This window comes from Psychrobacillus sp. FSL K6-1267, assembly GCF_038003265.1.
In the GTDB taxonomy this organism is placed as follows: Bacteria; Bacillota; Bacilli; order Bacillales_A; family Planococcaceae; genus Psychrobacillus; species Psychrobacillus faecigallinarum.
In genome coordinates, this window is the sequence record NZ_JBBOOR010000001.1 from 3,484,025 (window position 1) to 3,497,924 (window position 13,900).

The 13,900-nt window shown below is 36.3% G+C and carries 8 protein-coding genes and 1 riboswitch; all 8 genes read right to left on the reverse strand.

Going from position 1 to position 13,900, the window contains the following annotated elements; translation table 11 throughout:
• Positions 1-27: 27 nt before the first annotated feature.
• A complete protein-coding gene (locus MHB55_RS17910; protein ID WP_340863765.1) occupies positions 28-3,126 on the reverse strand; it encodes a type I restriction endonuclease subunit R in 3,099 nt (1,032 codons plus the stop codon).
• A 2-nt stretch (positions 3,127-3,128) separates the two neighbouring features.
• Positions 3,129-4,289: an anticodon nuclease gene (locus tag MHB55_RS17915; protein WP_340863766.1), complete on the reverse strand. Its 1,161-nt coding sequence runs from the start codon at positions 4,287-4,289 to the stop codon at positions 3,129-3,131.
• Between the two features lies 1 nt (position 4,290).
• A complete protein-coding gene (locus tag MHB55_RS17920; protein WP_340863767.1) occupies positions 4,291-5,544 on the reverse strand; it encodes a restriction endonuclease subunit S in 1,254 nt (417 codons plus the stop codon).
• On the reverse strand, positions 5,541-7,088 hold the full coding sequence (locus MHB55_RS17925; RefSeq protein WP_340863768.1) for a type I restriction-modification system subunit M: 1,548 nt from the start codon (positions 7,086-7,088) through the stop codon (positions 5,541-5,543). The genes MHB55_RS17920 and MHB55_RS17925 overlap by 4 nt, the downstream gene beginning before the upstream one ends.
• A gap of 382 nt (positions 7,089-7,470) precedes the next feature.
• Positions 7,471-9,024 (reverse strand): glutamine-hydrolyzing GMP synthase, encoded by a 1,554-nt coding sequence (gene guaA, locus MHB55_RS17930; protein ID WP_151112693.1) that lies wholly within the window; start codon positions 9,022-9,024, stop codon positions 7,471-7,473.
• 128 nt (positions 9,025-9,152) lie between these two features.
• Positions 9,153-9,254: riboswitch (purine riboswitch) on the reverse strand.
• A gap of 33 nt (positions 9,255-9,287) precedes the next feature.
• Positions 9,288-11,480, reverse strand: a complete 2,193-nt coding sequence (locus tag MHB55_RS17935) for a DUF4129 domain-containing transglutaminase family protein (RefSeq protein ID WP_340863770.1) — start codon at positions 11,478-11,480, stop codon at positions 9,288-9,290.
• A complete protein-coding gene (locus MHB55_RS17940) occupies positions 11,477-12,682 on the reverse strand; it encodes a DUF58 domain-containing protein (protein WP_151112689.1) in 1,206 nt (401 codons plus the stop codon). Before MHB55_RS17940 ends, MHB55_RS17935 begins: the two co-directional genes overlap by 4 nt.
• A complete protein-coding gene (locus tag MHB55_RS17945; protein WP_144540845.1) occupies positions 12,679-13,629 on the reverse strand; it encodes an AAA family ATPase in 951 nt (316 codons plus the stop codon). The genes MHB55_RS17940 and MHB55_RS17945 overlap by 4 nt, the downstream gene beginning before the upstream one ends.
• Between the last annotated feature and the right edge of the window lie 271 nt (positions 13,630-13,900).

Consider the following 13,900-nt stretch of genomic DNA (forward strand, 5'->3'; position numbering starts at 1 on the left):
GGGAGTTTAACCGCTATTTTGGATTTATTAAATCCTTCCGCCTACTCCCTTAAATTTATCGACAAAGGCAGATATTTTCTGAAAAACGCTCTGTTTTTTTGTTAAATACTGAGGATTGAGAGGACTCATTTTAGGAAGAACCTCATTAAGCTCCGTTCCATTTTCACTGGCATATTCTCTTTTTAATGAAGTCAAAATATATCTTTTTGCAGCATCTTCATTCAGATTTTCAGTACTAATCAGTTCTTCTGCTTCACGTATTTGCTCAGTTTGAGCAAATGAGAAAAAGGCGTCAATAATACTTGCTTTATCTTGAATACTATCTAAATCAGCGTGGTTGATAAAATCAACTACCAAGCTTTCTTTTGCACGGTTTCCTACACTAGAGCGAATTAATCGGCGAACTTCTTCAACCAAGAATGCTTTATCTTTCACCTTTTTGTTATGCTCAAAAATAAGTTCAAGAATGTAATCTAAGTTGATCTCTTGGGATTTCAGAAGATCTACCTCAAAGACAATATCATCCCAATCAATAGAGGCATTTCCTTTTTCTTTTCCAGTTTTTTCTCGACGAAACCAATCACGAATATCATTATATGAAGAACGATAATCTTGAATAGCTCTTTCTTCTAACACTTGAGTCTCTTGCATAACAGCTATATCTTCATCCGTTACATAGTGAGTAGCCTTAAAGTCTTCTAAAGCTTTAGGGTCAGTCATATCTACTGTTTGTAAAGCTTTTAAAGCTGAGTATTCATCATAGTTCTGTAGGATATTTTCAATACGCAAATATTCACCAAATAGTTTAGTAAATTCTTTCTTATCCTTTTCAGTAACAATCTCATCAACATTAGGAAAACGTTCCTTTAATTCTCTGACTACATCTGCATAACCACGACGGGCTTCACCCGTTGCCACATCAGCGAATCCTTCCATATACTCTTTATAACTTTTTTCCAAAACCACATTTTTAGTGTTTTTATCTCCAAAACGAGTAATAGCGTCTATGGTTGCTTGTTCTAAATCTCTAAAAGTAACAATATTCCCAAAAGTTTTGGTGGAATCATAAATACGATTTGTTCTCGAATAGGCTTGCATTAAACCATGATACCTAAGATTTTTATCAACAAATAAAGTATTTAATGTAGGTGCATCAAAACCAGTTAAAAACATTCCAACAACAATTAACAAATCAATCTCTTTGTCTTTTACTCGTTTAGCAAGGTCACGATAATAATTTTGAAACTCTTTACTTTCTACGCCATAGTTGGTTTTAAACATCGCATTGTAGTCTTTGATGGCTGAACTTAAAAACTCCTTTGCACTACTATCCATTGCTGAAGGTTCAAAAGTTTCATCAAGAATTTCACCTATCGCAGTTTGCTCTTCATTAGCAGCAAAGGAGAAGATTGTAGCAATCTTAAGGGGGTTATTGCTTCCTTGTTGTAATTTATTTAATGATTCATAGTAGAGTTTGGCTGCATCGACACTGCTCACAGCAAACATGGCATTAAATCCTTTTCCATTCGCGTTTAGACGATGGGTTTTTACTCTGAAATTATTAAGAATATATTGAGAAATTTCTTTGATGCGTTCAGGATGTAGTAGTGCTTCTTTATTTTCTGCTGCCGATAGCTTTTTCTCGTCCTGTTCTTTTTCGATCGTTTTGAACTTGGGACGTACATCGTTATAATCTACTTTGAATTTTAAAACCTTTTCATCTCTAATGGCATCCGTAATTACATAAGAGTGTACCTCTCGACCAAAGACAGAAGCAGTCGTTTCAGAACCTAACGCATTCTCCGGGAAAATAGGTGTGCCTGTAAATCCAAATTGATAGAACTTCTTAAACTTTTTTTTGATATTTTTTTGAGCTTCACCAAATTGTGAACGGTGAGCTTCATCAAAAATAAATACCACTTGCTTATTATATATAGGTAACTCTGTTTCGCTTTTCATTAGGTTATTAAGTTTTTGAATCGTCGTCACAATAATTTTATTATCATCTTTTTCGATGTTACGCTTTAATCCTGCGGTACTTTCTGAACCATTAACACTATCAGGAGAAAAACGCTGATACTCTTTCATCGTCTGAAAATCCAGGTCTTTCCGATCTACAACAAAAAAAACTTTATCGATAAAATCCAGTTCAGTAGCCAAGCGAGCTGCTTTAAAACTCGTAAGCGTTTTCCCCGAACCTGTTGTATGCCAAATATATCCGCCGCTTTCAATGGTACTCCATTTTTTTGCTTGGTATGCACTTTTAATTTTCCATAATATTCTTTCTGCCGCGGCAATTTGATAAGGTCGCATAACCAGCAGATTGTCGCTCGCATCAAATACGGAATATTTCAGTAGTACATTCAATAAAGTATCTTTCTGAAAAAATGTAGCTGTGAAATCTTTTATATCTTTAATTAGGATATTATCAGATTTTGCCCAATTCATAGTGAAATCAAAACTATTCTTATCACGTTTCGTCGTATTTGCAAAATAACGGCTATCTGTACCATTAGATATTACAAAAATCTGCAAATATTTAAAGAGAGAGTTTTCCGAATTGAAACTCTCTTTACTGTATCGATGAACCTGATTAAAGGCTTCACGGATCGCAACCCCACGCTTTTTAAGCTCCACTTGTACTAGAGGCAAGCCATTGACTAAGATGGTAACATCATATCGATTCGCATGCGTTCCTTTTTGTTCAAATTGCGAAATAACCTGCACTTTATTATTGGCAATATTTTTTTTATCTACTAGGTAGATGTTCTGAATATGCCCATCATCAAAAACAAAATCATATACATAATCGTTATGAATTTTCCGGGTTTTGTCGATATAGTTATCGCTGGGTTTATCTAAAAACTGATCACAAAATCTAATCCATTCAGATTCTGAAAACTGTACATGATTAAGAGTTTGCAACTGCACACGAGCATTCGCAAGCATCTGATCAGGAGAGGTCACATCAGGCAGAAAATCATAGCCTTGATTAACTAAATCTTGAACCAATTCTCGTTCTAAGTTCGCTTCCGTTTGATAGCCGACCCCTTGTTCTGCTATCTTGCTATATTTATCTAGAACTATGTAGTTGTTTGATTCTGCGATAGGGTTGAAATCATACACCTTTATTCCTCCTTCCAATAGCTATAGTTACTTATTAAATGTTCAAATAATAGTCTAACCGTTTGTTTTTCTTGAGGAGAGGGTTCTGCTACAGTTTCATCCGCCAGTGTAGAATGACTTGTAAATTGGATAATACGATTATAATATGTTTCTTTGTTATCAGGTAATAATTGTTTCCACTTTGGAAATCCAAGAAAACTCGCTGTTTTTTCATATAGATTTCTTAAAAGCATAAAATGGTATTTTTGTATCTTATTATCCTCAATAGCTTGTTCAATAGTCTTCTTCAAATGCAAATGATAGGAGAAACTATTGTTGGAATCTCCTTCTTTTTCTTCCAATTCAAAAGTACCATCTTCTTGACGGTCTTGAATGTAGCAGTTCTTTGAAGCAAGTTCATTATAGAGCACATTATAAAATACAGGATTGTGTGTCGTAATAATAAACTTTAGCCTTCTAGATTCACTTTTTTTGATCAAATGAGCCAAATCTACAGCTAGCTGAATCAGATGGTTATCGTCTAATGAAGTTACAGGATCATCTATAAATATATATTCCAGTTGATCAAATTGATCTGTTTCTCTATCCATTGGTTCAACTATATTTAATACTTCAATAACTTGTTCAAGTAGAGAATAAAAAACAGCCCATATAAAGTTACTTTCTTCTCCTTTTGAAATCTTAATATTATTTGAAGGTTCATCATTACCACGTTCATATGAAAAGGTGATTTCTGTAAAAGCTCCTACAGTTACGTCATTACCATCCTTATCTTTAATAATATATTCTTCATTAAAATGTGGCGTTAATTTTTCGTCAGTATAATGCTGAAAAATAGAAATAATATTTCTATCTTGTCCTTGCACTTCAAAAATCCATTTTGTAAATGTGTTGGGATGAATTATAAGTTTTGGTTCAGCATCATTTTCTAGGTCATTATCCCAATAAAATAAATCTTCTGTAAAAGCATTGTAGTAAAAGATTTTATTACTAGCTGCTTCTGATTCCTCTAACTCCGTATCCCCATATACTTTCGGTGCCACTAACGATTTGAATTCCCTTGAAAGTCTTGTTTTTCCATTTCCATTAAAGGCATAAATTAATTGAACTTTTTTATCATTATCTTTTAACTTTTGTGCAATTTCACTTAAACTCTTTCCCATACTATACTTCTACCTCACTTTTCGGAAATGAAAGTAGCAAATTACGGAAATATTCGTATTGCTTTTGACGCAATTCTATTTCACAAGGTAAGCCCTCGGTAATAGAAGAGGTCAAGGCATCGAATTTGTCTAAAATAGATACTATACGCTCTTGTTTAGTAAGAGGTGGGATAGGGATTTTTAAAGATTTTATAATTCCAGCATTCAAGTCTCCTCTTGCACCTCGCCCAAGGTTTTTTATATATTCGTACTGACTGCTAACCCAATGAAACACATATCTATAATTTGCTATCTTTGCATTAATTTCTAAACAAAGACAATGTTGATTTGTTGTAAGTGGGATTTTATTTATTGCAGATCGACCAGCAGTAGCACCAGAAATTGCTATGATAACACAATTTTCAGGAACCCATTTCACAGCAGTTTTTTTTAATGCAATATCTGTTATTTTCATATTTGTTTCATATATATCAACAAAACGAACTTCTTGTGTTCTTAACCAAGGAATATTCCCATTGTTATAGTATTCTGTATTATTTGCAAGTGGTGTTGCACCAGAATAAGCTTTAATCGTTATATCCTCCAAAGAATTCCACTCAACTTCCTCTTCAATAGTCAACAACTTATCACGGTAATAGGTATATTGCTTTTTACGCGCTGTAAGCTCTGCTGTAAGCTCTACTGTAAGCTCTGCTGTAAGCTCTGAGAAGGCGTCCAAAATACGGACTATTTCTTTTTGGATATGAAGGGGTGGAATAGGGATTTCCATATCAAGAACAGATGCCATATGTGGATGTTGAATGCCGGAACCTCGATAAAATCCATCTATCAGCTTTGATTGGTTCAGCAACCAGTAATACAAAAATTTATTTAGCATTTTGTCCGTGTTGCTAGATGTTGCTATTCTATTATCTGCTGTAACAAAACGCCCCTTATAATATTTAAGCACATCTTTAAGAGGACGAGACTTTCCCCAAGGGATGGTAACAACTTCACCTTCGCGGATATATTCACCGGCTAATTCCTCTGTTGTCCAACCTGTCCGCTCTCCTGTAGAAAGAAGAAACACATCTCCCTCATCTTGCTCTAACTTGAATAGATCCGCTGCAAGTAAATACGGATAATTAATAACTTTAGGCTGTTTTTCTCGGCTTACTGTGTTAAATCTCTTATCCCAATTTGTAACTTCCCAAATAGCCTTCCACTCAACCTCAACCCCATCAAGTAATTTATCCATAAAATTCGGCTTAATCATGATTCAATCACCTCAATAATGTCATCAATTTCGGCACGAAGTTGGTCTATCTTTGCTACGGTCGTTTTTATTTCTGCATTCAGCTCATTTATATCTATGACTTCCCTTGTGTCTTTTACTTCCACATAGGTGCTCACAGATAAGTTGTAATCTTTTTGAACGATTGCATCATATTCAACAGAATTTGCAACATGATCAATATCTTCTTTGCTGTCAAACATCTTCATAATTTGCTCAATGTGTTCATCTGTAAGAATATTATTATTAGTTTCTTTTTTATAGAAATCTACTCCACTTACATCAATAAACTGAGTTTTATTGTCGGTTTTATGCTTAGATAGAACCAAGATATTAACCGCTATTGAAGTCCCATAAAATAGGTTAGGTGCTAATGAAATAACCGTTTCGACAAAGTTATTATCAATCAGATACTTTCTAATTTTTTGCTCTGCACCGCCACGATAAAAAATACCAGGGAAGCAAACGATAGCAGCACGACCCTTGCTTGAAAGATAACTAAGCGTATGAAGTACAAAGGCAAAATCGGCTTTAGATTTTGGTGCTAATACACCTGCAGGAGCAAATCTTTCATCATTAATAAGTGTTGGATCATCACTACCAATCCAATTTACGGAATAAGGTGGATTAGAAACAATGGCATCGAAAGGTTTTTCGTCACCAAAGTAAGGATCTCGAAGCGTATCTCCTAAAGCAATATTAAATTTATCGTAATTTATGTTGTGTAAAAACATATTCATACGAGCAAGGTTATAAGTAGTATGGTTAATCTCCTGTCCATAAAAACCATCTTCGATAATATGAGCATCAAACTGTTTCTTTGCTTGTAATAGCAATGAACCCGAACCGGCTGCAGGGTCATATATCTTATTAATGGTCGTTTGCTTGTGTATGGCTAATTGAGCAATAAGCTTAGACACACTCTGCGGTGTGAAGAATTCCCCTCCAGATTTACCAGCATTTGCCGCATAATTAGATATTAGAAACTCATAGGCATCACCAAAAAGGTCAATTTGGCTATCTTCAAAACCACCAAAATTAAGCCCTTCAACGCCTTTAATAACAGCAGCTAATCGGCTATTTTTGTCCTTTACAGTATTGCCCAATCTATTGCTTGTAGTGTCAAAATCAGCAAATAACCCTTTAATATCTAGTTCAGATGGATAACCATTTGCTGAATTTTCAATAGCAGAAAATATAGCAGCTAAATCCGTATTCAAACTTTCATTTGTGTTGGCGTTTTTCGCAATATTAGCAAATAGCTGACTTGGATATATGAAGTAACCTTTTGTTTTAATGGCATCCTCTTTTATTTCTTTCGTTATAATATCATCATCAAGTTCTGCATATTTGATACTTTCGTCTCCCGCTTCAATATAGCTAGAAAAATTTTCGCTAATGAAACGATAAAATAGCGTTCCTAAAACGTATTGTTTAAAATCCCATCCATCTACTGAGCCACGGACATCATTGGCTATTTTCCAGATTTGAGATTGTAATTCGGCACGTTGTGCTGCACTTGACATTTGTATACCTCCAAATTTTCTTCTTATACATTGATTATAACAGTAATTCTAGATAGGTTTTGTAGTTTCCTTCCACCTATAGTTCCTACACACTTAATGACACGATTGTACCTCTATATTATACACCATGCCAACGTAGTGAAGCCCGATCGACCAGAAATATACCTAAAGGAAATCTCTAGGCATCTACATTATATTTCGCGCGTTTCACGCACTCTAATGGCTAATACCTAAATAAAAACTCCCACCGACAATCATTCGGTGAGAGTTTTTGGCGACAATCTTGGAGACAATTCAAATGAATTTTGGTCCCAGAAAGTCTTATGAGTTTTACCTAAACGGCGTAAAATCAACGTTTTTCAGTTTATAGAGTGTCGCTTGGTTATTCCCACTCAATCGTTGCTGGTGGCTTACTCGTAATGTCATACAGTACGCGGTTGATGTGTGCTACTTCGTTTACTAAACGAACAGATACTTTTTCGAGAACGTCCCATGGGATACGCGCCCAGTCAGAGGTCATGCCGTCGATAGATGTTACTGCACGAATACCGATTGCGTAGTCATAAGTTCTTGCATCTCCCATTACACCGACGCTACGGATATCAGGAAGTACAGTGAAGTATTGCCAGATATCACGTTCTAAACCAGCTTTAGCGATTTCTTCGCGTAGGATTGCATCTGATTCACGCACGATTTCTAGTTTCTCTTCTGTTACTTCTCCTAATACTCGGATAGCTAGTCCAGGACCTGGGAATGGTTGACGCCATACGATTTCATCAGCTAAGCCAAGCTCTGAACCTAACTCGCGCACCTCATCTTTAAATAAAGTTTTAAGAGGTTCAATTAGCTTGAATTGCATGTCCTCTGGAAGTCCACCAACATTATGGTGAGATTTAATCGTTTGAGCAGTAGCTGTACCACTCTCGATAATGTCTGTATAAAGAGTTCCTTGTGCTAGGAAATCCATACCTTCTAGCTTAGAAGCCTCATCATCAAAAACATAGATAAATTCATTACCTATAATTTTACGTTTTTTCTCTGGATCAGATACTCCAGCCAATTTACTCATAAAACGCTCACGAGCATCAATTTTAATAACGTTCATATTGAAGCCTTCAGTGAAGGTTTTCATTACACCTTCTGCTTCGTCTTTGCGAAGTAGATTATGGTCAACGAACATACAAGTCAGCTGGTCACCAATTGCTTTATGGATTAACACTGCAACTACAGAAGAATCTACTCCGCCGCTTAGTGCACATAGAACTTTTTTGTCTCCAACTGTTTCTCGGATTTTTTCAATTTCCATCTCGATGAAGCTTTCCATTGACCAATCACCTTTTGCTTTACAAACATCAAATACGAATTGGCGAAGTAATTCTAACCCGTATACAGAGTGACGAACTTCTGGATGGAATTGTACTGCATATAAGCCTTTTTCAACATTAGCCATTGCTGCAATGTCACAAGATGGACTTGTAGCGATTACCTCAAAACCTTCAGGAGCTGCTGTCACGTGGTCTCCATGACTCATCCACACTACATGGTTAGAAGGAAGATCACCAAACAATGTCGTTGGATTCTTTATATCTATTTCAGCTCTACCATATTCTCTTGTAAAAGACTTTTCTACTTTTCCACCAAATTGGTAAGCCATCAACTGCATTCCATAGCAAATTCCCAAAATCGGAATATTTAAGTCATAGATTGCTTTGTCAATGTGAAAAGCGTTAGTGTCATAAACAGAATTTGGACCACCAGAGAAAATAATTCCTGTAGCGTTCATTTTCTTAATATCCTCTGCTGTTACTGTGTGAGGATGTAACTCACTATAAACTCCGAATTCACGGATACGACGTGTGATTAGTTGATTGTATTGACTACCGAAATCTAGAACAACAATCTTTTCTTGCTCTTTCAACAATGGAGTTGAAGACATATGCATTCCACCTCTTCTAATATTTGTGCCAATTCACTACGTATACAAAAAAACGCGTGCGAAAGTATCCTCTTTCTACGCGTTTATGCTTACTACATTAAAAGGTGAATGCCGCCACCTAAAAAAGGCATGACTGCATTCACCTTCATAGTCAAGTTATTAATGGTAACTTGGTAGAAACATCCGAACCATATTATCGGACATATACGAGGGCAACTGGTCAATTTAATTTGACTTCAGTTTACAGGTTGTTGAGGTTAAAATCAACCGCTTAGCTGATTGATTAAATATTCCCAACTTTCTCTAATTGACGCGTAATTGAGTTCAGTATTATTGTTACCATAAAATCCTTGTTGATACGCTTTAGTTAGCCTTATCATATGAGTATCGCCAAAGTCCTTGTCTACTTTTCGTGCAAAGTCCATCAAGGTTTGACCTTGCTCTCTTACAAGGCCGCGACGACTCAATTGCCGTAGCAGCTGATGATACATTTTTTCGAAGGAATTCCAGTCATTTTTACGCAGCCTTGATGTTGGGATTAAAACCTTAGATAACCATTTACCTCGGTGTATGTAGGCAAATAAGCTTAAGATTCCAAGGACGATGACAAACCAAAGGATTGTCACTTTCTTCTCACTTATCCAGTCTATAATGGTTTGTAAAAAAGCTGTAAAGCTGAAAGACACTTCATCCTCTTTTTTAGATCCTTCGCTCTTAGGAGTTTCCTGTTGTTCTTCTGTCGTTAGTATTTCGTCTGTCTGTTTCTCAACATCGTATACAATATTAGCGCTTGAAGAGAAGCCAATCGTTGGCTCAAACGTTATCCATCCCACATTTGGAAAATAAGCTTCTACCCATGAGTGTGCGTTATTGTTCGTTACCTCATAGACATCTCCCAAATTCTCCATATTCGTACGATCCCCAGGTGCAAAGCCCTTCACCCAACGTGCTGGAATGTCAATAGAACGAAGTAAAACTACCATAGATGAAGAAAAGTTATCGCAATACCCTACCTTCGTATCAAACAGAAATTGATCTACGTAATCGGTGTCCTTATCAGGTATTGCAGCCATTGTTTGGTTGTAGCTAAAACTATTTGATCTAAAATATCTTTCAATACTATTCGCCTTATCATAGAGGCTTGACTTGTCTTGTGTAATACTAACTGCTAGCTCTCTCACTCTATCCGGCAATGTATCTGGTAGCTGCAAATATCTATCAAAATCACTAGATAATGAATTCAAGCTCTCTGTATTAGTAGCACGCAACGCTTTTAGGCTGTACGAAGGCTCACTAAATGAAACATTGTAATCCCATAGACTAGAATTAGAGCTATTAAGAACCGAAATTTTTTGATTTAATGGGTTTCGTGTAAACATTGCTTCTTCATTTGTTTGTATGCTTTTAATGCCATATGGCTGAAGGATTAACGGAAAATCTTGTGCCATAACTATGTTGGCATCTGTTGTTAAATTATCTTCTCCTGGTGGTATATCGCTTTCAAATATCTCTCCAATTCCAAAGTTTTGAAGCTCTACCTCACTCTCCGACTGAATCCACCCTTTAGAGGTATATGTGTCCTTTGTTTCTACCTTCCAATATTGTTGTGTATTTACATCTGCCCAAAAAATAGGCGTATCATCGCTTTGGAAGGCACCACCTAACTGTTCATCATTTTCTCCATATCCAACCCTCTTTATGCCGCCTGTACCTTTCACTCCTCCCTCACGCTCGTCCACTTCAAGAGTAGAAGTAGTGAAAAAAGGAACAGGATCTGGCCAGATTGGTCCTGCTTTTGGCAAAGCATAAGCTGTGATACCGCTAATTGCAAGCAGCAGTATTAAGCTGCCGATGGAAGCAGTAATAAAAGTACCTTTAAGTGATATATTATTCTCTACCAATAGCTTTTGAATGTACAATAATCCCATAATTATAAATCCAGATATTAGAGTAGTGACTATGGAATCTTTACCACTATACGGGCTAAATGCATCCAAAATGGTTATAAATAATACCGTGAGGATAAAAAATAGCAGAAGTGTCTTCCGAACTCTAATCCAATAATTTAATAAGTAGGTCGTCATCCAAAGCAATACAAAAAATAAAAACGTACGGAATGGATCAGTAATCGCTCCCCATTCTTGACTAAAAATAGCAGACAAGTTATGTAGAAGCTCTACACCAAGATAATCTAAAGAAACCTTCGAGAAAAAGGAGTAATCAGTGTATATATAAACTATTATCCAACATATAAATAATAACTTAATAGGTATAGCAAGCTTCCAATCCAATTTAATAAAGTAAAAGAAGAATGAGATGGCCAAATAAAAGACAAACAATGACAAATGGTCTGTATCTGTCAATTCCATTACCGGCTTTAACCATTCCACCATCAAAAGACAAGTAAATATATAAATGAGAAGAGAAACTATTTTCTGCTGGTAGCTTTCTTTCATGAGCGATTCACCTCCATAAACGCTTGGGCAAAACGATCCTTCGTAATATTATGAACTTCAACTCCTCTACTTTTCGCATACTGGTAGAGGGCATTTTCATTTTTATTTGGTTTTTCGTCTTTATTTTTCACGACAAAACAACGACACACTCGCAGGTTTCCAGCATTTCGTTGTATCCCATCAACCCACTCATGTGTTAACTCGCTAGTAATGTATAACAATGAAGTTGCTTGAGCCAAAGTAGGCTCTTGCGATATTACTTGATCGATTGGCTTGTCTAAATCTGGCTGTACCTTCGTTAGATGATAAAGCACTCTATGAAGCTGTTCCTCATTTTCTACATTCTGTACGAAAAAACGATTCTGCCCTATAGATAGAAAAGCGCTACTAGCTTGGTGACGGACAATCGCCTGCATAATAGATGCAGATAAATCTACCACGTCCTCGAACATAGGAGACAAAGTCCGATCGATTAATATAAACAAATCCTGTGATTGACGATCCTCAAATTCCTTTGTTTTAAGGGTTTGAGTACGAGCAAATGACTTCCAGTGTATCCAGGATACTCGGTCCCCGGGCTGATAGGAGCGAACCCCCGTAGCCATAGAAGTATCCTTCATAACCTGAATTCTTGAGGCCGCTGCTCCCTGATCATACCTAGTTTCGATAGGAATATAAACCATATCCACTAGATTTGGAAAGACGAGTAAGGTTTTAGTATTAGGAATAAATACATTTTTTTTCACCCATCCGAACAAATCGCTTATTTCGATTGATGTTCCTTCTAATACATGCTCCCCACGAGGCATATGTTCAATTTCATATGTCCAGGTAAATTCTTTTTTCATACCCCAAAAGATGAGCTGTTTCTTAGAGCCTGTATGCAAAAGTGAATTACTCACTCTTTCTTCAAACCAAACAAACAGCAAGGGAAAGCTATCATTTCTTGTCACCTTGATTGTTGCAGAGAATTTTCCTCCGCTATATACCTTTCGTGTTTCAATCGTCCGCTCGGCCTCTAATTTGGAGAGAGGATAAAAAAACAGGAGCACCGAATATAGAGCTATAGGGACAATGAGGTAAAAAAGAAACCAGCTCACAAATCCTCCCTGGAACATTGCGTAAACAAAAGCGACCACTAATAGAAGGAGGACTCCACCAATACCTTTAAGTTTCTTAAATCCCTCTAACCAACTATTCATCCGTTTACCTTCCTCTTTATAGGGACAGAAGTTCTTTTTACAACACGAGAAAGTACTTCCTCAGAGGATATACCATCATATCTTGCCTCTGGTCGAAGGATCACACGATGTCCAAAAACAAATGGCACTAAATACTGAATATCATCTGGAATAACATAGTCTCTCCCCTGTAACAATGCATACGCTTGTGAAGCACGCATTAGAGCAATAGAAGCACGAGGACTTACCCCTAGGTAAATATATGTATCCACTCTAGTTCTATTAGCAAGGTCTACAATATAGCCCTTCATGGTTTGATCCACGCTAACATTTTTCACTTGCTTTTGAAGATGAATAAGCTCTTCCAACGAAATGACTGGTTGAAGGCTGTCAATAGGAGAGGCATGCTCTAATCTATTTAACACTTCAATTTCTTCACTTGGATGTGGATAGCCCATTTTCACTCTCATCAAAAAGCGATCTAACTGAGCTTCTGGCAATGGATATGTACCCTCATGCTCTATAGGATTTTGGGTTGCCATAACAAAAAATGGCTTTGGTAGCGGCATAGTAATACCATCGATTGTTATTGATGATTCTTCCATTCCCTCCAATAACGCAGATTGTGTTTTTGGCGATGTACGATTAATCTCGTCAGCCAACACAATATTTCCTAAAATAGGTCCAGGTCGAAACTCAAATTCCATTTCCTTAGGATTATATATAGATACTCCTAATACATCTGATGGTAATAAGTCTGGCGTAAATTGTATTCTCTTAAACTCTGCTCCAATAGATTTAGCGAGAGCTCGTACCATCATAGTTTTACCCACTCCTGGTACATCCTCTAGTAATACATGTCCATCTGCCAAAAGTGAGATGACTGCTAATTCCGCAATGCTTTTCTTCCCTATCATAACTTTCTCTATGTTAGTAATAATTGCTTGAATCTGTGCTTGATCCTTCATATGGTTTCCCCCAAAACTATCATTAAATGATTAGTTAGAAAATTTTTATAATACACTCTAAGCATAACGAAAATAAAAGGATAAAACAATTTAAAAATTACTTATCCTATATAAAGAGTTATATTCTGCCAATTTTTTTGAATCCAAAATCTAGCTTAAAACTGTCTAAAATCTCTGCTGTAAAATTTATAATATATGAATTTAGTATCCAGTTCTTAATCCTATTTTTAAAATTTATAAAGCTGTACCTTAATTTAGACGACACTCATTT